Here is a 21,923-nt window from a genome sequence, read left to right on the forward strand (position 1 = left end):
GGATAATCGGTAAAATTCATAACCGCTTTATTTGTTACAGGCAGAAAAATAATAGCTTGAATGAGGTTCGCGCGTGTTTTTGTTGTTGCTTATTTAGCAAATAGTATCTTTAACACGGCTTATTTATATAGGCGTTGTTAACGGCTTATTACCTACTAAGTGTCACTTAATTGGAGTATTTCCACTTCACGCGCGATAGCTATAACCTATAACTAGCGAGTTTTTTTAACTTTACCGTTTTCCTATGGCCACAGCGCTTGTAATAAACCACGCGCCCATTCTTTCTATTTTTATGCTCTGAATAAAATCTAGCGTTAAGACGCAGAGCGACGACCTGTTTCCTTCTCGGGCACTTCTGCAAGCGGTTGGTTCGTCTTTCCACCTGCGGTTAGCCATTCGTCACCGCACAATTTAAGTATGTGCTTGGGCATCACATCGGGTTGCTCCTTATCTATAAGGGTATCCAGCACTTTTTGCGTTACAAGCACAATCCCTTTTGGGGTGACGGTAAAACCTTGCTGTTGAGCTATGTCTTTGTCATTCAGTACAAACTCAGCCGGTATATTTACCCCCTTATCCACAATCACGTTTTCTAATTTAGCGCCAAAGCCGACTGTGACGTCAGGCAGCAACACACATCTTTCTATTACAGCGCAAGGATCGATTTTGCAGTTAGTAGACAATACCGATTGTGTAACACTGCAACTGTCTAGACGACAACCTGAGCCGATGAGTACTTGCTTAATGTCACACTTAGCCAAGTCAGAGCTGTTTGTGATCTCCACTGGGGAATTTGCGAACGCACTGCCCCATATCGGCCAGGCAGGGTCGGTAAAATTAAGCATGTCGCGGTTATTGAGTAAATCTAAGTGGGCACGCCAATAGCTGTCTAAGGTACCGACGTCTCGCCAATAAGGTATTTGATCGCCGCTAGGATCGCGAAAACGATGAGCGAAAACGCGATGTTGCTGAATAATGCTAGGGATCACATTCTTGCCAAAGTCATGTGCAGAATCAGCGACTTTCGCGTCTTTTTCTAACAATGAATACAACACATCGGCATTTACAACATAATTACCCATCGACGCTAAGCAGTAATCTGGTGCATCAATTAACGCGTGAGGTGTATCAGGTTTCTCAGCAAATGCAGTAATGCGACCATCACGCGCAGCACTGAGTACCCCGAGTTGTTTGGCAGCATTTTTAGTGGGCACTTCGATGCAAGACACCGTCATATCTGCGTTGTTATTCACATGGGTAGCTAACAGTTTACGGTAGTCCATTTGATAAACGTGATCACCCGAGAGGATCATCACATACTTAGGCGCTTTCCCCTTGATGTAGGCGATATTTTGAAAGCAAGCATCTGCAGTACCTTGATACCAACTCTGGTCATTTTGCTGGGAAGCAGGCAGCACATCAAAACAACCGCCGACATTGCTGTTCAAGCGTCCCCAATGGTTCATCAAGTGACGTATTAAGCATTGCGATTTATATTGTGTCAGCACGGCAATTTGATTCAACCCTGAGTTCACACAATTAGACAGAGGAAAATCAATAATTCGACAATGACTGCCAAACTCTAATACGGGTTTAGCGCGCATCTCCGTTAGCCCATCAAGGCGCGACCCCTGACCGCCAGCAAGCACTAATACCAAGGTGTCTTTTACTACCGTTTGCATATCTGCTTCCACATTCATAACAAGCTCCGATAAAGGTCGTCCCTGACCAAGTGTTGTACTGTTCGTTAAGCGCTAACGCTTAGTAAATGACTCACTTAGCGAACCTTAACCAGAAATTTCGATTTTTCGTTGCAGCTCTTGAGCTTTTACCGATTTGGGTAAAGTCACCTTGAGCAAGCCTTTTTTGAACTCGGCTTTTATCGCATCTTGGTCAACGCTTACCGGTAAACTGAAACTGCGTTGAAAGCTACCGTAGCTACGCTCCATAATGTGAATATTGTCGTCCTTGTCAGCTTCATTTTCGTATTTCTTCTGACCGCTCAAAGTCAAGATGCCGTCGGATAAATCTAAGGTAATGTCGTCATTATCAAGGCCGGGCAACTCGGCGGTTAAGGTATACGCTTTTTTGTTCTCAGTGATATCAACCTTTGGATCCACAAAATCTAGTTTGCTTTCCCCCTTTGCTGGTGTCTCTCGTACGAACGGAAAATGCGAACTGAAGTTTTGCACAAAATCATCCAAAAAATGTTGGCCAAACAAATGAGGAAACTGGCCGGAAGGTTTTTTGTCAGTAGAACGATTCGTTAAGTTGATATTACTCATCATCAATCTCCTATCAAAAATTTGAATTGGGTTGACTGATAAGCTTGCTAGCACGACATCGCCTATCAGCTAATAAAATTAAACTCGATTTTATTGATCCTCATCTTGATCCAGATCAACATTCATTGTTGTTTTATTGAGCGCTTGTAAATCATTATAAAAACACAGGATGAATGACCAGAGTGGAAGGATGAAAGGGATAAGGGGATAAGGGGATAAGTGGATAAGTGGATAAGTGGATAAGCAGCGAGCATAAATTGAGACCGCTTTTGATAAAACGTTATATCTTAGTACTAGGCGTTGGGCTTTACATGGAAATAAATGTATAAGTAACACTGCTTCACCCAGAGCCAATATACCGAGTGCCGCCATCTAAAACCCTGACCTGCCCCCTGATATTTAAGTAATGTTTTAATGCAATATGTTTGCGAAACTTGTGTCAAATACCTTGAAAAATGAACTTGCGAACAGACTTGTTAAAGTGGCCATAGATATAAACGCTAACTGACAATATCAACAATTTTTTCTCTCAAAGAGAGACTTAAGATGAAGTAAACGGTTTAATGTCATTTAAGAAGTCATTTGGTTTTACTAAATATCCCGCCGAAGTGGCAGAGCGGTTAAACCGCCGACATTTATGACTAAAAATCTTCAGTGATTTATCGACCATAGAATGACAATATATACAGGTCGTAAACAGTCATAAGCCAAAAGAGCGAAAAGCAAAGAGTACGTAATGAACGCGTTAATTGAAAAAGACATTCAGACTATCCAGTCTATAGAAGCTGTGCCGCATATAATGAAGATGCTGTCAGATGCCACCGGATTGCGCTTCATTTGCATTGCACGGGTTACAGATGAGAAGTGGACGACCTGCGCGGTATTCGATCAAGTCAACTTCAACCTTCTTCCCGGTGACGAGCTTGATATATCTACCACCTTTTGCATTCAGGTAAAAAGGTCAACTCAGCCGATTGTTATTGAACATGCTCTAAAAGATGATCACTACAGCAAAAGCGAAATTCCAATCATGTATGGGTTTGAAAGCTACTTTTCGTTTCCCATTTACAATAAAGACGGTGATTTTTTCGGCACGCTGTGCGGTTTAGATCCCCTACCGATAAAGTTGAAAACGGTTGAGATTCAACAACAAATTAAGTCATTCGCTGAGTTGATTTCTCGCCAGATTGAAGTTGACGAACAGCTCATCACTGCCCAATCCGAGTTATTCAACGAGAAAGCAGCGGCCAAACTTCAAGAGCAGTACATTGCCATTCTAGGGCACGACTTAAGAACACCATTATCTGCTTTGACTATGGGGGTCAGTTTTTTAAAAGACCAAGTAACGGACGCCACCTCTCAAAAAATACTCGCACGCATGGACAGCAGCGCAACAAGAATGAAACGCTTGATTAGCGATGTGATGGACCTAACCCGAGGTAAAATGGGTAACGGCATGCAGTTAAACGTTAAGACGGTGAACAACCTAGAAGATATTCTTACCCATACCGTTGATGAGCTCTCTGGGCTGCACCCCCAGCGTGAAATACAGACTCACATTGATATCAAGGGCTCGGTTAATTGCGACCCTGAGCGAATCGCCCAGTTGCTATCTAACCTGTTAATCAACGCCATTGTGCATGGCGACCCGCAGCAAGCTATTGAGGTGACATCACAGATAGAGAGCGGACTATTCTCACTGAGCGTGAGTAATGGCGGCGAGCCAATAAAACCAGAGGTGATTGATAAACTGTTTCAACCTTTTTGGCGCAATGAAAGCAACAAGCAAACCGGCGGCCTAGGTTTGGGTTTGTTTATTGCTTCCCAAATCACCTCTGCTCATGACGGTACATTATCCGTTTGCTCAGACGACAGCAGAACGACGTTCACGTTTCAGGCAACTATTGGCATGAATGCGATTGAAGGTTAGTGAATGATGATGTCTAGCGCGTCTATTGTTTTAACTACTTTTTATTAACTCGCCTGTTAAAACGACTAAAAATCTTGAATAGGGCTGTCATCAGCCCTGCCCAATACGACTTGATAAAGGCATATCGTGCCGCCCCCATGTATTACGCTGGAATGCCATTTTGACTCCCAAATAAAGCCAAGAGAAAACCAGCTCAAAGCATGAGAGAAAATTTAAGATAGGCCTAGCTAACGCTTTCAAAACAACACGGCGTCAGCAACACCAATATAAAACTTGTCCAATCAACGTTATAAACACGAGCCTAAATGAAACACTGTAAACTCGATAGGTGACACTGCGCCCTACCCTATCTTTGAAACTAGCAGAGCGATAGCCAAAAAGGGATAACGTCGCTATTAAAATGCGCTTGAAGCTCCCCTAACGAACACATTTCATACCTACCTAAACCTAGACGCTTGCCTAACAACTGACTTAGCGCGCCGCTTCCTTCTCAGCGTTCAATATTCTTGTCAAAACCCGCAACCGGCCTGATTTAAAGTACTTAAATTCTTGTTGTCGGAATATCCACCTTGAAGTCGGTCCGAGCTATTACGAAATTTTAAATACGGATCTATTTATAAGTTTGTTGAAAGTGCGTTTCGTTGCAAAGGTGGTGAAAAAGAATGTGTATAACAGGCCCTTTAGGTTAAGGGCTGTGATGGGGTAAGCAGTGATAGGGTCTGAGTACTTTTTGCGGCAACCGTCTCGCCTATTAAAAAGCATTCTGCCCCTTTTTACTAATAATCCTTTTAATTTAGAATGCAAATTGTACTGTATATTTATACATGATATAAACCCTAAGATAATTTAAAAACCAAATAACGGATACACACGTGTTGTTTCATCATTTCTGACAGAATCGACCGCTTTTGTGTATTTGCTAAGAGAAAGTAATAATCTGCGATGCATGACAAACTGATTCAAAAACTCGAGATCCTCTCAGATGCAGCTAAGTACGATGCATCATGTGCAAGCGGTACGGCAGGTAAACGCAAGGCTGGGAAAACTGATAAAACGGGCATTGGTTCGCTTACTGGCGGTACAGGAATATGCCACAGTTTTACCCCTGATGGCCGCTGTGTCTCATTACTAAAGATACTAATGACGAACTACTGTATTTACGATTGTCACTATTGTATCAATAGAGTATCAAGTAGTGTTCAACGTGCTCGTTTCACTGTGAAAGAAACGGTAGATTTGACACTGAATTTTTATAAGCGCAACTATATCGAGGGCTTGTTTCTTAGCTCAGGTATCGTCGGTTCCCCTGACCTTACAATGGAAAGCATGGTGCGTATTGCAAAGTCGTTACGTATCGATCACGGGTTCAAGGGGTATATACACCTTAAAACAATTCCCAATGCCTCGCCTGAACTACAGGCTGAAGCGGGTTTATATGCCGACAGGCTTAGCATTAATGTAGAAATGCCGACCCAGCCTTCATTAAATAAATACGCGCCAGAAAAAGACCTCGGCGCTATTCATAGCTCGATGAATACTCTGAAAGACAAAATAGCCGAGCATAAAGTAGATAAAACGCATACCGGCAAACGTCCACCTCGCTTTGCCCCTGGCGGACAGTCTACTCAAATGATCATAGGGGCCGATGGCTCAAACGATAAAGTCATTTTGGGAACAAGTGTTAAACTTTATAGCCAACAAAAGCTACGCCGCGTTTATTACTCTGCGTTCTCGCCAATACCTGATGCGTCTGAGGTTTTACCGCTCAAGCCAGCGCCTTTGATCCGCGAGCACCGTCTTTATCAGGCTGATTGGCTATTGCGTTTTTATGGCTTTAATCTTGATGAAATCTTGCACGATGACATGCTTGATATGGACCATGATCCTAAACTCGCGTGGGCATTGCGCAATCGTCATGTATTCCCCATCGATTTGAATAAAGCCGACAAACTGATGTTGTTACGAGTACCTGGTCTTGGTGCGCGCACCGTACAAAAAATTGTAGCGATCCGCCGTTATACAAAGCTTAACTGGATGGATCTCACTAAAATGCGTTTGCCATTACAAAAGCTAAAACCTTTTATTACTGTGAATGATTACTCACCTGCTATTCACTTACTCGATAGCAATAATTTTGAGCTGCAGTTCAAACAGCCAAAACAGTTTGAGCTCTTCGGCGCCTAAACGACGTAGCCTCAAGATGAAAAAAATTACCATCACTTCCGTGCCCGGATATAACGAGTGGCGCAAAGCATCAAGAGAATGTTTAGCGCAAGCTATCTCCCCTGAAAACATTATTTGGCAAACTTCAGAGTCCATACAGGACGACTTGTTTGGCCATCCTGAAGAGGTTATTGCGGCCCCTAAAGGGCAAATGAAACACACCATTCCCAAGTCAATATTAATGCTTTTTAAATACGCGTTGTGTCATCGAGATGCTAGCCGCTTCGCACTGTGTTATCGGGTTTTATGGCGCGTTATTTTCGAGAACAAAAACCTTATTCAGCTAAAAACTGACGAAGATATAATGCAGCTTGTTACTTTAGCCAAAGCGGTAAAACGTGATGCATACAAAATGAGTGCTTTTTTGAGGTTTAGAGAAGTTGCGCTTGACGGACAAGAGCACTTTATCGCTTGGTATGAACCCGAGCATTTCAGCTTAGAGGTTAAACTCGACTTCTTCCAAACTCGCTTTAAAAATATGCGCTGGTCGATACTGACGCCTTATAGGGCTGCCCATTGGGACACTGAAAAGCTAGTGTTAGAAGATAATCCCGACCCGAGTGTGTGTCCTGATGAAGACCGTATCGAAAAATATTGGCTCACTTATTACACTAATATATTTAATCCCGCCCGTATCAAAAAGAGCGCGATGCTAAGCTCAATGCCCAAAAAGTACTGGAAGAACATGCCTGAAACAGCACTGATTGACGATATGATTCGAAATTCAGATGCAAGAGCTCGCAAAATGATTATCGATGGGAATAAACGCTAATTTCGATGATTTTTAGTAGCTCAGAAATATTCATGTTACGTACTTCCAGTTTTATTCCTCAGCTTTTATATCTTCGTTAGTACTGCCATCTTTTTCTTTCTTGCTTTCAAAAAGTTCGTCTAAATTTAATTGGAAGCAATACCATAGACCTAAAGCACTAAGGAACACGAAAAACAGCGCCATTAAAGGTGAATAATAGAATACGGTATACTCTGTTAAGGAAAGTTTTCCCGCCACCTCCTTTAAATAAACCCTGCTATCTTCAGGAGCATCATAACCTTCATTTGATACAACGTAAAAATAACGTCCCTCCTGAGTATTCAATAAATCTAATATTTTTCCATCACTCATTTCAAGCCCTCCGAAGTGTTCATTAATCCTGAAACGCTCCCCAGCATCGGTTTCATATACCTGAAGTCTTAACAAGTACTCAGAAGTTTCCTCAGCAGCTATAATTAAAAAATATGTACTTACAATAATGACGGACAAGTAATGTAGAGCAATGGGAGCAATAAGCAAAGGCAGTTTTTTACCTTTTGCCAATCGATAGAAAATTAAGAGAAGGATTGGAAATAAGATGGAGTTCGTAGCGTAACTAGTAACTGAATCCAAATCGAGCAGGTATAGCTGACTTCCGTCATTTTGTGGCAAGTTAGTTAATATTGAGCTTTCCGCAGGGTAAATAATCGCCCCTATAGCCCGGTCAAGCATATAAATTGCTAAAATCAAAAATGCGATCAGAAAACTTGAATTTTTAAGGTTTGAAAAACTTCCCTTTAACTCTTTAATATTTAACATATTAACTTAATCCTTTTGCGAGAAAATTAGGCCATTAAACTTCCAAAACTGCAATATTGTAGTCGGCCAAACTTTACATTTACAAAGTTTAAGGTTGAATTTTTGTTAATCAAATTAGCTATACCACTACAAACCAACGTTCTTTTCTCTTTTCTCCATCAAAATCTTAATTCATTTTAATAAATACACTGTAATTCATCTAGTGATAGATCAGCGCAGTTTAGAAGAACGCTTATCCACTATAAATTAACAATTTATGCGCTTTGTGCTATCCACCTTCCTTTACTTCCATCCGCTTTCTCTTCAAATTCGATTTTCATCAAGTTCTCGGTGTTCCATCTTCCTTCAAGTAACTCAATCATTCGTTTATTTTTTTCAGTAGCAGTGTTAGTGGTTAATTCATTGTCTCTTAATTTCGTCAGATTCATGATGAGCCTCCATGAGAAAATTTACTAATTACATATTTAAATAACACTTTTACATCTTTGTCTTGGGCTAATATTTGGTAATGCTTAGTATATTCTTGTTTAAGTTTACTAAGATTGTCTTCAACTACTTTTACATCAGCATCAGAAGGCACACGTGACCATATTTGACTCCCATCACTTTTCAAATAATTCACAGTAATTGGAGCAGGTGCTCCATTTGCATCTAAATTATTCTTTGCACTTTTCATCCTGACTAAAGCGCTTTGTGTGGTACCAATATTGCTATCTAAGTCAAAAACATAGCCGTAAAGAGAGTCAAAGTCGTTACTTTTAATACTAAGATCTGACTGGCGAACGTCATTTGGGGAAACACTATCTTCATAACTGATAATATTTTTTACTTCAGAAACACTAGACATATTGTAAGTTTTTTTGTTGACCCTACTAAGGAGATCTGATGCATATCGATCTTTATCAGCATATGCTTCAATTGTGCGTTTTAACGCAGGAAGTATCGTCAATGCTCCTGAAGTAAGACTAACATTAGCCTCTGGGTCCAACCTATTAATCATTGCGATTCTAACTTCAGGGTGTGTCGCTAAATAACTAGCAGAATCACCTGTCGCAAAATATTGTAAGTATTTCCGCTTACTTTTATTACTTTCACTACTACCCGGTGGAACATTCAAATTGTCGTAAACAAAGTCCAACGTAGCCAATAAGGACGTTTGATCGACGTAGTGTTTATTTGATTCTTCAGAATGCGAAATAGGTAAAACCGCTAGTTCTTTTCTGTTAAAGCCAAGAGTGAAGCTATCTGGAACGGAAGCCGTCATTGCAGACCAAGAGAGATTCAATCCGAGACTTGTTTTAGTTGCAAAAAAAACAGGCCTTATTTCATTAGTTTGTAGCGGGTTACTCTTGTCAGTTTTTGATTTATGAGGTGCTCTATTTAATTCCAGCTTGGATTTAAATGGTTCGCCTTCTGTAGCAGAATTATAAAGGCGAGCCATTGTTACAGCTGCATTACCTGTTGCAAATGTTGAACTTATATCACCAGAAAAAAGTCCATCACTTTCAGTCTTAAAACTAGCGAGTGCCGGGAGTGTTTTCCCACCTTCAAATTGCGGTGTGATTACCCCTTCATTTCTAGAAATATCTAGGGCTACTGTTGGTGGGGTACTAGTAACTTCAAGACCTACATTGCTTTTAGTATAAAAGGCTGTTGAGTCTATACCGACGCATCCAGACAATACAAATATTGCGAAACTAGTTGTTAGTATTCCTTTCCTCGGATTCATTTTTGCAAACTCCATTTAGCATAAAGGGATTAGAGTTATCGACCTTCACGTCAATCAAACTTCCTGTTGGCCATTCGAAACACAACAATTGATCACCTGATATGTCCAACAAAGTATTTTCACTGTACCCTATCGTTAAATGACTACCTTCACGCAAACTTCCCGCTGCAATACCATAAGAGTTAACTTGATGGAGTACTGCTTTACCTTCATTTTCTCTAGGAACACGCATTTTTACGTGAGTAAACCCAATTACATGAAGTGTCTGTGTGTCATTGTCAAAATGGGTAACCGAACAACCATTTACTAGAAAAAAGGCAAGAATAAAAAAGGGAATATAGAAAGATTGTTGCAAATTACGCAGGGTTAAATAGTGCATATAAACAATCCATATTTCAAACAACAACTTACCTGTTTAAAAAATGAACTACTAATTTAAAAATGTCAAGCTTCATTAATTTGCTGGTAAAGCCAGAGTACCCGCTAACCAATCAGCAGGACAAAAAGAAATAGTCGAAGGTCTATTCTACAAAGAGTAGGATTAGATTCTGCTCAATGGTTAATCTTAACTACTGAGTTCGAAAAACCTTTTGCTATGCATCAGGTGCTGAGCAAATGATGAATGCGTTCAAGCGCCACACCCATCATCAACGGCTGCGAGGAATGACGAAAGCAAAAGTTCTGTTAAAGCGTGCTTAAATCAACTCCCAACATTACATATCATGCATATATTGTAGCCTAGCCCCTTGCCTAAAGGCTGATCTTACATGCCGTTCCCTTCCTCAGCGATCAAGATTCCAATAAAAATCCTCAAACGGCCTGACCTTAAGAAGGTCAACTCCAATGATTTATCGCGGCCGTTGCAGGAGCCAATAAACGACAAAACACTCGTAGCTGCATTGAATAAAAATGGCCAAGTTCAACGTTAGAAACGGCTACCTGACTTTATGGTTATGCGCCAAATACTTTCACAGGAGCAAAGAAAGTGAATCACATAAAGAGATTAACCGGTCATCAAGAGAATAGAGCCCTTTACTGCAGCAATATTTACAATATTACCCGTAAGATAGTTAGCGAATTTTTGCTCCAGCGATTGTTATGGCGCAAAAAAACGATCCTATTTTCGTTGCGATCAGCCTACAAGCTGTATTACGACCGCAACTCAAACAATAACGTAAGAAATTGACAAAGTAGGTCTATGGTTTGCAACAAATATTAACTCACAATCTGAAGGGGTACATTATGAGCAACAAACAATTTATCACGAACGTAGGTATTGGACTTGCCGCCGCATCGGCAGGCATTCTAGCAAGAAAAACGCTACAAAAATCGTGGGAAAAGGTAACTAACGAACCCGCCCCGAAAGACAAGGGAAGTGAAAACACTGACCTTAAAGAGGCTGTAACGTGGGCAGTAGTGTCAGGCATTGGTGCTGGTCTTGCTAGAATGGCCGTTCAATATGTAATCGACAAACGCCAGTCAAAATAACGCTTTAAAATTGATAGCGTTTAAAAATATCAGAAGGACGGTTTAGAGAAACCCGTGATAAAAATCGTCAATTTTCAGGGCTGAACCACTCTCGATTTGTGTCTTGTAAAAACACATTCCCTACATATCTTGTGGTTCAGCCTCTGGCCTAAAAATTAACCCTAAACGCCCTTTCCTTCCTCAACGCTCAACATTCCAGTGAAAATCCTCGATCGGCCTGACCTTAAGAAGGTCAACTCCTCGTGTAGGAAGCTCCATCTTGCAGAAGGAGAAAATCAGTAGATAATTTTAGTGATGGGTGCTTGTATATTTTTATGAACAATAAGGTTAAGTTTAATATTCAAGCAAGAGAGAAAATAAATTAAAACTTAAGGAACAGCTTTAAACGCTGATAACAAGGAAGCCAATGAAACTTAAATTAGCTTTAGAAAATTGCTATGGAATAAATCAGTTAAATAGAGAATTTGATTTCACAAAATCAGTAAGTAACGTTGGTGTTAATTCACTCTATGCGCCAAACGGCACGCTAAAAACATCACTTGCTAAAACCTTTATCGATGTGATCAACGGAAAAGAAACCAAAGATTTGATCTTTCCTAAGCGTGTGACTAAAAGAAATATCACTATTGATAATGTGGCTATCACTCCTGAGCAAATCATGGTGATAGAGTCATACAATGAAAGTTATAGCTCTAAGCAAGTTTCAACACTGTTAGTAAACGATACGCTAAAGCAACAATACGATACAGCGTTAAAAGAAGTTGACCAAAAGCGCACAGCGCTAGTTAAAGCAATAGCGAAGCCAGCAGGTAAAAAAGGCGTTGCTATCAATGCTTTTCCTAAATTAATTTGTGAAACTTTTGGGAAGCCTGAAAAGACATTCTTAGAGTTACTAGCAGAGTTACAGCAAGAAACAGTGCCGGACTACAGTTACTATACCGCTTATAAGTTTGCAGACCTATTTAACGATAAGGTATTAGCGGTAATCGCTGAAGGTGACTTTGCCAAAGAGTTATCAGATTACGTTGATACTTACGATAAATTAATTGACCAATCAACAGTGTTAACAAAAAGCTTCAATCATCAAAAAGCCGGTATAGTTTCCAAAAACCTTGGCGAGGCGGACTTTTTTAAGGCGAAACATAGTGTCAATATATCAGTAGATGGTAAGCCTCAATTGGCTGAAGATTTAGAACAACTAAATGCAATATTACAAGCTGAACAAGAGAAAGTACTCAATAGCGATGACCTAAAACAACAATTTGCAAAAATAGACGATAAGTTAAAAACAAAAGATACTGCTGCTTTTAGAGATTTTATTACTGAAAACCCAGCGTTGCTCGCTGACTATCAAGATATCCCTCAATTTAAAAAAACGGTTATTAAAAGCTACCTACAAGCGCATCAAAGTTTATGGGATGACTTAGTCACAACCTACCAAAATAACCAAGCTGTGGTTGAAGGTATTATTCAACAAGCTAAAGCCGAACAAACAACCTGGGCAGCTGTAGTTAATACGTTTAACGAACGTTTTACCGTGCCATTTAAACTAAGCGTAAACAATCAAGATGACGTTATTTTAAATAACCAGGCTCCAACAATTCAGTTTGAATTTAATGATGGACGTAGCGCTCCTGAAATAGTCAACCAAGAAAGCTTAATTGAAGCGCTTAGCCAAGGTGAAAAACGCGCATTATACATTCTGAATGTGCTATTTGAGGTCGAGGTTAAAAAGCAGCAAGCAATGCCAACGATTATCGTCATTGACGATATTGCAGATTCATTCGATTATAAAAACAAATACGCTATTGTCGAATATTTACAAGACATTGCTGGAATAGATATCTTTCACTTATTTTCACTGACTCACAATTTTGATTTTCACCGAATAATCAGTAGCAGAGTGGGCGTTAAACGCAAAAATAGATTAATGGCAACGCGTTGTGTTGATACAACTGACATTTCCCAAGAAAGATATCAAAATGATGTTTTTGCCGCTTGGAAACAAGAGCTAACAGGTAATGTTGGATATTTATTAGCAAGTATTCCATTTGCACGAAATATAGCTGAATACTGCGGTCATCAGGCGCACTACACAAAGTTAACCTCTCTATTACACATAAAACTGGATACTACCGATATTAAGGTATCCGATCTTGAAAATATCTATAAAGCCATCTTTGCAGACCAACAAGGCTTAGTATTACCAAATCAAGAAAATATATTAAAAGACATGATTTATGCTAAAAGCGAAGAGTTACTGCAAGGTAATACCGATGCTATAGAGTTAGAAAATAAGGTGATATTAGCCATCTCTATTCGCCTAAAAGCTGAAGAATTTATGATCAGCCAAATAAACGATAGTGTTTTCGTTTTGGGTATCACCAAAGATCAAACTAGAAAGCTATTCAATAGGTATTGTGATTTATTTTCAAGCGAGTTAACAATTCAGGCGTTACTTGATCAGGTAAACCTAATGACGCCTGAGAATATTCATCTTAACTCATTCATGTACGAACCCATTTTAGATATGTCTGCTCATAGGCTTTACAAGCTGTATGCAGATATCAAACGATTATCAGATACCAAATAAAGCAATAAACATGAAAAAAATGGAACAGATAAGCAAGCAATCAGCTGAATCTAAAAGCCTTGCTATGATCGATGCCAACATTGACCTATCAAAACAGATATCCCCTGATGTATTCCCGAATTCAGATAATAAGTGCACCACTCATGGTTAATTGGGGATAGACGAACAACTGCCTGTTGGTGGTATTCTTAAGTCGCCAAACAAAAAGAGTATCACCATGAGTTACAAGCAGTTGATCGAAGCAGAATAAAAGAATAAAAGGGGTCAGAGTCATTTTAAAATACTGACCCTAAACTTGTCATAAGAGCCTGTTTAACTCTTCTACGAAATCCTGAAAATCTTAACTTAAGAAAAAGAAACACCTTCTTGTATGGCAAAGCCATGCTTTTGATGTACCGCGACTCCAATTTTCCAGATTTTAGATAGACTTGCCAGATGCTCTGACATGGACGTCAGGGCAAGGCGAACCGCTTTACATGGATGTTACCTTTCGCCGCTCTGGCATTGAAGTCTATTATAAATATGAATTGAAAATTGGCTGGAGCGCGGCTTCTTTTGCCTACTTTTCTTAGCTGTAGAAGAAGAGTAGGTCTCCCAGCATGGATGCTGGGAGAAAAAAGCCATGGATGGCGGTAAGCGAAGCGCATGCTTTTAAGCGTAGCGCCCCTACTCTTCTATATAACTCTCAATACTCGGGCAAGAACAAATCAAATTGCGATCCCCGAACACATCATCGATGCGGTTAACCGAAGGCCAGAATTTGTTTTTCGCTACGCTGGCGACCGGGTATGCCGCTGTGTGACGATCGTAACTGCGATCCCAGTTGGCGTCGCAAATATCATCTAGGGTGTGCGGTGCGTTGTATAATGGGTTGTCTGTTGCGCTCCACTCACCTGATTCTACTTTTGCCGCTTCTGCGCGAATGCATACCATGGCTTCGATGAAGCGGTCTAGCTCGACTTTGGCTTCTGATTCCGTTGGTTCGATCATCAGTGTACCCGCTACTGGGAAGCTCATGGTCGGTGCGTGGAAGCCGTAATCGTTTAAGCGCTTGGCGATGTCGACTTCGGTGACGCCTGATGCTTCTTTAATAGGGCGCAAGTCGATAATACATTCGTGTGCTACGCGGCCATTTCGCCCGCGATACAAGACGTTGTAGTGGCCGTCTAGCTTATTGGCGATGTAGTTAGCGTTTAAAATTGCTACTTCGGTAGCCTTTTTAAGCCCTGCACTGCCCATCATTTTGATGTACATGTAGCTGATGGGCAAAATGGATGCACTGCCCCAAGGCGCTGCAGATACTGCGCCATTGCCGGCACTGGTGTTGCCTGTGTCGATCACTTTATGGTTTGGCAAAAACGGGGCTAAATGGGATTTAACACCGATTGGCCCCATACCTGGGCCGCCGCCACCGTGTGGAATGCAGAAGGTTTTGTGCAAGTTTAAGTGCGATACATCAGAGCCAATGTAGCCAGGTGAGGTAATGCCTACCTGTGCGTTCATGTTGGCACCGTCAAGATACACCTGACCACCAAATTCGTGCACTATGTCGCACATTTCTTTGATGGTTTCTTCGTACACACCATGGGTAGATGGGTAGGTGATCATGGCGCAAGACAGGTTGTCTGCCACTTCTGCGGCTTTCTTGCGTAAATCGGCTAAATCGACGTTGCCGTTTTTATCACAGTTCACCACCACCACTTTCAGGCTGACCATTTGCGCTGACGCTGGGTTAGTGCCGTGTGCAGAGCTTGGGATAAGGCAAATATTACGATGCCCTTCGTTGCGGCTTTCGTGGTAACGCTGAATAGCGATAAGACCAGCGTATTCGCCCTGTGCACCTGAGTTGGGCTGCATTGAAAGCGCATCGTAACCTGTGATATCTAGCAACCATTCGCTTAATTCGCTGAGCATTTGGCTGTAGCCTTGTGCTTGTTCGATAGGCGCGAACGGGTGCAATTTACCAAACTCAGGCCACGTCACTGGGATCATTTCAGCGGTGGCATTCAGTTTCATGGTGCACGAACCTAAGCTTATCATCGAGTGATTAAGCGCTAAATCTTTGTCTTCTAGTGATTTGATATAACGCAGCATTTCAGTTTCTGACTGGTAGCTGTTGAACACTTCGTGGGTCAAAATGTCGCTGGTGCGCACTAAATCAGTCGGAATGGACTGACTGCCTTTCGCCACAATTTGCTGATCAAGTTGGTTAATGTCTAAACCATGATCGTCGCCTAACAACACGTTGAACAGGTTTTGTAGGTCATCCCGGGTGGTGGTCTCATCAAGGCTGATACCCACAGCGCCGTCTAAATCGGTGCGTAAATTCATTTGCGCGGCATGAGCTGCAGCCACGATCGCGTCTTTTTTGTCGCCAACATTCACGGTAATGGTGTCGAACCACGTGCTATTGGCCAGACTCACGCCTTTGTCGGCATGTTGAGTAATACCAGCGGCAAGAATGTCCGCAAAGCGGTGAATACGTGACGCAATGGTTTTTAAACCATCTGGGCCGTGGTACACAGCGTAGAACGATGCCATGTTGGCCAGTAACACCTGAGCAGTACAAATGTTTGAGTTGGCCTTTTCACGGCGGATATGTTGCTCACGCGTTTGCAGTGCCATCCGCAAGGCTGGGCGACCACGCGTGTCTTTTGACACACCAATAATACGCCCAGGTAAAGAGCGCTTGTAGGCATCTCGCGTGGCGAAAAACGCAGCGTGTGGCCCGCCGTAGCCCATAGGTACGCCAAAACGTTGAGCAGAGCCTAACACCACGTCTGCACCCATTTCACTTGGCGCTTTAAGTAGTACCAAGCTCATGATATCAGCCGATACCGCGACTATGCCTTTGTTTGCCTGAACTTGGGCGATGATGTCGGTTAAATCATTTACTGCCCCTGTGGTGCCTGGGTATTGTAACAAGGCACCGAATACATCATGGCTGGCTGCATCTGCCGCTTTGCCCACAACGACGTCAAAACCGAACATATCCGCACGGGTTTGAATCACATCAAAGGTTTGCGGGTGTACATCGTCGGCCACAAAGAACAGGTTTGATTTTTTGTTTTTCGATACGCGTTTAGCAAGGCCCATGGCCTCAGCTGCAGCGGTAGCTTCATCTAGCAATGAAGCAGAGGCAAGCTCCATTCCAGTTAAATCAATGGTCACTTGCTGAAAGTTAAGCAGCGCTTGCAAACGCCCTTGGGCGATTTCCGGCTGATAGGGCGTGTACGCTGTGTACCAACCTGGGTTTTCTAGCACGTTACGTAAAATAACGTTCGGGGTTAGGGTATCGCTGTAACCCATACCAATGTAAGAACGGTTTACTTGGTTCTTGCTGGCCACGGTTTTCAAATAGGCCAAGGCTTGTGCCTCAGTTTGGCTTTCACCCACGTTTAGGCTTTCTGGCAAACGAATACCTTCAGGTACGGTTTGCTGCATTAAATCGTTCAACGAGTCGGCACCAACACATTCCAACATGTCAGCCATTTCAGCTTCACTTGGGCCAATATGGCGGCGAATAAAATCTTGCGTTTGCTCTAACTGCGAAAGGGAAAAATTAGCATGTGGCATAACTGGCTTACCGATTCCTTAAAACGTGAGTGGCCTAAATCAAAGCAAACAACTTTGATTTAAGTAATATATTTGGTGATACAAGGGGCAGTGTTAGCCTATGTTGCCGTTGGCAAGGCACTAACTCTGCTTAGAAACATGAAAAACAACCATCGTTAAAACAACAAAGAGCAACACTAGGTTGCTCTTTGTATTAACGAATACTTATTCTTCTTCGATGCTGTTTTCGTAACCTTCAGCGTCAAGCAGGCCTTCAACTTCGTCTGCATCGTCTGCTTTGATGCGGAACAACCAACCGTCGCCGTATGGGTCAGAGTTAACTAGCTCTGGGCTGTCTTCTAGGTCTTCATTTACGCCAACAATTTCACCGCCAATTGGCGCGTAAACGTCTGATGCCGCTTTCACTGATTCCGCAACCGCGATGTCGTCGCCCGCACTGACGGTCGCGCCAACGTCAGGTAATTCAACAAATACCATATCGCCCAAAAGCTCTTGGGCATGCTCGCTGATACCGACAGTAAACGTACCGTCGCCTTCAGGGCGAACCCATTCGTGAGTAGTGGCATAACGTAGATCTGAAGGGATATTGCTCATAGTTGTTCCTAAATATTGAAGTCGTTAGCTCAAGCTCGGCAGCAACAAAGTACTGCCGCACCAGTTGATTTCTTATAAAACGCTTTTGCCATTTCGCACAAAGCTGGGTTTAACCACATTTACTGTAACCCACTTTTTGCGCATTTCCACCTGTGCGGTATCACCTACTGAAGCAGGTACACGCGCCATGGCAATACTGTGCCCTAATGTGGGTGAGAACGTACCTGAGGTGATAATGCCTTCGCCGCCTTCCACTTGTACGGCTTGGCCGTGACGAAGTACGCCTTTTTCAGTGAGCACTAAGCCCACTAGTTTGTCGGTACCGGCTGCTTTTTGTGCTTCTAAGGCTTTACGGCCGACAAAGTTACGCTCTGCTGGCTCCCATGTGATGGTCCAGCCCATGTTGGCTGCAAGGGGTGAAATGGTTTCATCCATATCTTGGCCATAAAGGTTCATGCCTGCTTCTAAGCGCAGGGTATCGCGCGCGCCTAAACCACAAGGAGCAACGCCTGCATCTAATAGCTTTTGCCAAAAGTCAGCGGCTTGCTCGTTAGGCACCATTATTTCGTAACCTGCTTCGCCTGTGTAACCTGTGGTCGCAATGAACAAATCTTCAGCTTGCACACCAAAAAACGGCTTCATGCCTGCTACGGCTTCATTTTGAGCTGATGAAAACAAGGTTGCGGCTTTCTCTTTGGCTTGGGGGCCTTGTACGGCGATCATGGCGAACTCTGGGCGTTCGGTAATAGTGACGTCAAAGCCTTCTGCTTGCGCGTTCAACCAATCCATGTCTTTTTGGCGCGTGGCTGAGTTAACGACTAAGCGGTAGTTGGTGGTTTCAAAGTGATACACAATCAGGTCATCTACCACGCCGCCTTCTTCGTTAAGCATGCCGCTGTAAAGGGCCTTGCCACGCTCTTTCAATTTCGCTACGTCGTTAGCTAATAAGTGACGAAGGTAGTCTTGAGCTTGCTCGCCAACCACATCAACAATGGTCATGTGAGATACGTCAAACATACCGGCAGTGCGGCGCACAGCGTGATGCTCTTCTATTTGTGAGCCGTAGTTGATCGGCATTTCCCAGCCGTGAAAATCAACCATCTTAGCGCCTGATTCCAAGTGCTTACTGTGCAAAACCGTTTTATTTGGCATGTGACTTATCTTTTTGATTAACGTGATTGCCAGTATAGGTAGCTGATTTGGTCACAACAAATTGAAAATATTAATGCTTACATTAACATTCCTTATCTATACAATTAGTTTCATCAGGTTAGCTAATCTATGTGGTGAATAATGAAACAACTTTCGTTGGATAACTTACGCACTTTTGTGACCGTGATTGATTTAGGCGGTTACGCCAAAGCCGGTGAGTACCTTGGGCGCTCGCAACCCGCCATTAGTCTGCAAATAAAGCGTTTGGAATCACAGCTTAATAAACGCTTGTTCAGTAAAGCGGGGCAGCGCCACGAAGTGAATCATGACGGGCTGAATTTGTACCATCAAGCGAAGAACATGTTGGCGATTAACGATGAAATATTCCGCCAATTTGAACCCGCATCGATTCGCGGACGACTGCGTTTGGGGATACCAAGCGAGTTTGCGACCACACTACTTCCCAGCATTGTGGGTGAATTCAGTAAATTATACCCAGATGTGTCGTTAGAGGTGACTTCAGCGTTAAGCAAGTCGTTACTCAGTGAAAATCAGCGCCAAGACTTTGATTTGATCATGGCATTGTTGCCTCATAACCAAACGGTTGATGGCGAATTACTGCTGGATGATGACTTGGTGTGGGTTGGCAATCGAAACCAAAACTTTACCAATAACACCTTGAGTTTGGTGCTCGCGCCTGATGGCTGCATGTATCGAAGTCGCGTTATTCAAGCGCTAAAACAGCAAACTACTCAGTGGCGTATTACCTACACTAACGCAGATTTAGCCGGTATTACCGCTGCGATAAACCAAGGTTTGGGCATAACCGCACTGGCGCGAAGTAGTGTGCCGAAAGAGTTGAATATTATTCGCCATGAAATGCTACCCGACTTAGGCAAAATTCGTATTGCGCTGTTCAATCAAGCACAACGCTACTGGCAAGCAAGCGATAAATTGGCTGAGTTTATAAAGTCGCGTTTAGGCGAAATGTAATCAGGGAAAATACTGTGGCTAGAAGCCAAGTTTGGGGTTAGGTCTAGGTTTAGGTTTAAAAGAAGTTAAATGCATGAACGAGCAACGAAGCGTATGGAGGTTATATTGGCAAAGAGCCTGACCTAGTAGCTGAAGAAAATGGAATTATTGATGGCAAGTGCTCGTTAAATGGCAAATGCGCGTTAAAAAGAAGGCCTTGTGTAAAAGAGATTATCTAAAAAGGAGAGCTACCGAGCTTTAAGTCAGCCGGTTAAAACCAGAGGCGAAACGTTTAGGATGATATAAAAACGTTTACGCCCCAGAGCGCAATAAAAACATACCAACACAGGCGACTAATAACACGACTGAAAAAACCTCGCGGTTATATTTTCCGTGGTAATAAGCTTTACGGCGATCTTTTAATGCCTGATATACACCCGATTCGTCATGCTCTGACTTTCTATCGTACATACCGTGCTTCATTCTATTATCCTCTGCATTATCTGCTCATAATATATTTATCGGCGTTATGGTAAAAAAATAAACCGTCAAACCGAAAATATATCAATCTATGTATATTGGATAATATAATACCCTTTTAGTTCAATTTCATCTTTTTTTACGAAATATTAACAACTTAACATGATGAATAGTTCTAAAACGGACTAAGCAATGGCTGTTTTAGCTGGCATTTACCGTACGAGACGGAGTTGCCATTAATCGTCAGACTTTAAACGCACATAAGTTCTGTATTTCTTTTTTAGCAGTTTATCTATGTAACGGGTCAATTTGATCTTGTGACTAATGGCGTCATCTAATGCATCAGTTAATTCAGTGAGCATGGTCTTGTAATACGTCACATCTTTTAACACATCAGGTCTGGTTTCGCCTGAGGCGGATGTTGATGGTGCCGCAGCGGGCTGGCCATCACTTGGCGCCTGCTCTGGGGCTTGTTCTTCTGGCACCTTGTTCTCTGGTAGAAACATTTCATCGGCGACTTCTTTCACTACCGCTTCTACGGCATCTTCGTCAAACGTTTCGAGCTCTTCAAGGAATCCATACAGTAGGATGCGGTCCATCAGGGTATTAATTTTACGAGGCACCCCACGGGTGAACACAAATATTTTGCTGTAGGCATCGCTTGAGAATAACGTTTTGCCGCTATAGCCAGCGTGATGCAATCGATACTCTATATAGGCTTGGCACTCGTCTTCTGTTAACGGGGATAAATGACAAGAGGCCACAATACGCTGACGAAACTGTTCCATATTCGGCGCGCGCAATATGGGTTGTAATTCTTCTTGGCCTAATAAGAAACTTTGCAGCAGCGGCTTACCGTTCTTTTGATAATTCGACAACATGCGTAATTCTTCGATGGTTTCTAAGGGCAAGTTTTGCGCTTCGTCCACCAGCAATAAGGCGCGTTTTCCTTGTTGGTGCAACTGAGTAAGGAAGAGTTCTAAGTCCCCTAAAATGTCGGATTTAGTGCTGCCTTTTACGGGAATTTCGAACTTACTGGCGACCATTTTCACTAGTTCGTCAGGGGTCAATTTGGGCGTCACAATTTGCGCTGCCACGATGCCGGCCTCCATGGCATCCAGTAAGCTATTGGCAATAGTGGTTTTACCTGTGCCAATGTCGCCTGTGATAACGATAAACCCTTCAGCTTGTGACAAACCGTACTGTAGATATGACATAGCTCGCTTATGCCATTTACTAGCAAAAAAGAAGCTAGGGTCAGGCGTGAGCTGAAAAGGCTTTGAATTTAATCCGTAATAATTTTCGTACATAAAAGCGCTGGGTCCGTTGGG

General features: G+C 42.4%; 18 protein-coding genes and 1 pseudogene. 8 read left to right on the forward strand and 11 right to left on the reverse strand.

What is annotated here, in order from left to right; translation table 11 throughout:
* Positions 1-314: 314 nt before the first annotated feature.
* Together glgC and PATL_RS18360 are read right to left on the reverse strand one after the other, a co-directional pair.
* Entirely contained in the window at positions 315-1,700 is a 1,386-nt protein-coding gene (gene glgC / locus PATL_RS18355; protein WP_011576308.1) for a glucose-1-phosphate adenylyltransferase, read from the reverse strand.
* Between the two features lie 87 nt (positions 1,701-1,787).
* On the reverse strand, positions 1,788-2,288 hold the full coding sequence (locus tag PATL_RS18360; protein ID WP_011576309.1) for an Hsp20/alpha crystallin family protein: 501 nt from the start codon (positions 2,286-2,288) through the stop codon (positions 1,788-1,790).
* Between the two features lie 733 nt (positions 2,289-3,021).
* On the opposite strand from PATL_RS18360, the gene PATL_RS18365 reads away from it, so the two are divergent.
* The 3 genes from PATL_RS18365 (at position 3,022) to PATL_RS18375 (ending at position 7,210) form a co-directional block, all read left to right on the forward strand.
* Positions 3,022-4,215 (forward strand): GAF domain-containing sensor histidine kinase, encoded by a 1,194-nt coding sequence (locus tag PATL_RS18365; RefSeq protein ID WP_011576310.1) that lies wholly within the window; start codon positions 3,022-3,024, stop codon positions 4,213-4,215.
* Between the two features lie 942 nt (positions 4,216-5,157).
* Positions 5,158-6,399, forward strand: coding sequence for a putative DNA modification/repair radical SAM protein (locus PATL_RS18370; RefSeq protein ID WP_011576311.1), 1,242 nt, complete (start codon positions 5,158-5,160; stop codon positions 6,397-6,399).
* 16 nt (positions 6,400-6,415) lie between these two features.
* Positions 6,416-7,210, forward strand: a complete 795-nt coding sequence (locus PATL_RS18375) for a TIGR03915 family putative DNA repair protein (protein ID WP_011576312.1) — start codon at positions 6,416-6,418, stop codon at positions 7,208-7,210.
* A gap of 51 nt (positions 7,211-7,261) precedes the next feature.
* On the opposite strand, the gene PATL_RS18380 is transcribed toward PATL_RS18375, so the two are convergent.
* From PATL_RS18380 to PATL_RS18390, 4 genes are all read right to left on the reverse strand, one after another.
* Positions 7,262-8,008: a hypothetical protein gene (locus PATL_RS18380; protein ID WP_011576313.1), complete on the reverse strand. Its 747-nt coding sequence runs from the start codon at positions 8,006-8,008 to the stop codon at positions 7,262-7,264.
* A 254-nt stretch (positions 8,009-8,262) separates the two neighbouring features.
* Positions 8,263-8,436 (reverse strand): hypothetical protein, encoded by a 174-nt coding sequence (locus PATL_RS22735; protein WP_157043427.1) that lies wholly within the window; start codon positions 8,434-8,436, stop codon positions 8,263-8,265.
* Positions 8,433-9,737, reverse strand: coding sequence for a hypothetical protein (locus tag PATL_RS18385; RefSeq protein ID WP_011576314.1), 1,305 nt, complete (start codon positions 9,735-9,737; stop codon positions 8,433-8,435). The genes PATL_RS22735 and PATL_RS18385 overlap by 4 nt, the downstream gene beginning before the upstream one ends.
* Positions 9,706-10,116, reverse strand: coding sequence for a hypothetical protein (locus tag PATL_RS18390; RefSeq protein ID WP_041714061.1), 411 nt, complete (start codon positions 10,114-10,116; stop codon positions 9,706-9,708). The genes PATL_RS18385 and PATL_RS18390 overlap by 32 nt, the downstream gene beginning before the upstream one ends.
* Before the next feature lie 129 nt (positions 10,117-10,245).
* Here PATL_RS18390 and PATL_RS22980 point away from each other — a divergent pair.
* The 4 genes and pseudogenes from PATL_RS22980 to PATL_RS22740 all read left to right on the forward strand — a co-directional run.
* Positions 10,246-10,436: pseudogene (locus tag PATL_RS22980) on the forward strand (transposase); the annotation flags it as partial.
* Between the two features lie 543 nt (positions 10,437-10,979).
* Positions 10,980-11,225, forward strand: a complete 246-nt coding sequence (locus PATL_RS18395; RefSeq protein ID WP_041714064.1) for a DUF4235 domain-containing protein — start codon at positions 10,980-10,982, stop codon at positions 11,223-11,225.
* Between the two features lie 406 nt (positions 11,226-11,631).
* Complete coding sequence (locus PATL_RS18400; protein WP_011576316.1) at positions 11,632-13,818, forward strand: hypothetical protein; 2,187 nt, start codon at positions 11,632-11,634, stop codon at positions 13,816-13,818.
* Between the two features lie 10 nt (positions 13,819-13,828).
* Complete coding sequence (locus PATL_RS22740) at positions 13,829-13,969, forward strand: hypothetical protein (RefSeq protein ID WP_157043428.1); 141 nt, start codon at positions 13,829-13,831, stop codon at positions 13,967-13,969.
* A gap of 515 nt (positions 13,970-14,484) precedes the next feature.
* Here PATL_RS22740 and gcvP read toward each other — a convergent pair.
* From gcvP to gcvT, 3 genes are all read right to left on the reverse strand, one after another.
* Positions 14,485-17,394 (reverse strand): aminomethyl-transferring glycine dehydrogenase, encoded by a 2,910-nt coding sequence (gcvP, locus tag PATL_RS18405; protein WP_011576317.1) that lies wholly within the window; start codon positions 17,392-17,394, stop codon positions 14,485-14,487.
* Between the two features lie 204 nt (positions 17,395-17,598).
* Entirely contained in the window at positions 17,599-17,988 is a 390-nt protein-coding gene (gene gcvH, locus PATL_RS18410) for a glycine cleavage system protein GcvH (RefSeq protein WP_011576318.1), read from the reverse strand.
* A 72-nt stretch (positions 17,989-18,060) separates the two neighbouring features.
* Positions 18,061-19,140: a glycine cleavage system aminomethyltransferase GcvT gene (gene gcvT, locus PATL_RS18415; RefSeq protein WP_011576319.1), complete on the reverse strand. Its 1,080-nt coding sequence runs from the start codon at positions 19,138-19,140 to the stop codon at positions 18,061-18,063.
* 141 nt (positions 19,141-19,281) lie between these two features.
* Between gcvT and PATL_RS18420 the strand changes: the two genes are divergently transcribed.
* Entirely contained in the window at positions 19,282-20,133 is an 852-nt protein-coding gene (locus tag PATL_RS18420) for a LysR family transcriptional regulator (protein WP_011576320.1), read from the forward strand.
* A 291-nt stretch (positions 20,134-20,424) separates the two neighbouring features.
* On the opposite strand, the gene PATL_RS22835 is transcribed toward PATL_RS18420, so the two are convergent.
* Entirely contained in the window at positions 20,425-20,595 is a 171-nt protein-coding gene (locus tag PATL_RS22835) for a hypothetical protein (protein ID WP_198136251.1), read from the reverse strand.
* A 233-nt stretch (positions 20,596-20,828) separates the two neighbouring features.
* Complete coding sequence (locus PATL_RS18425; RefSeq protein WP_011576321.1) at positions 20,829-21,902, reverse strand: XrtA/PEP-CTERM system-associated ATPase; 1,074 nt, start codon at positions 21,900-21,902, stop codon at positions 20,829-20,831.
* Positions 21,903-21,923: the final 21 nt, after the last annotated feature.

The sequence above is a fragment of the Paraglaciecola sp. T6c genome (genome assembly GCF_000014225.1).
Taxonomy (GTDB): Bacteria; Pseudomonadota; Gammaproteobacteria; order Enterobacterales; family Alteromonadaceae; genus Paraglaciecola; species Paraglaciecola atlantica_A.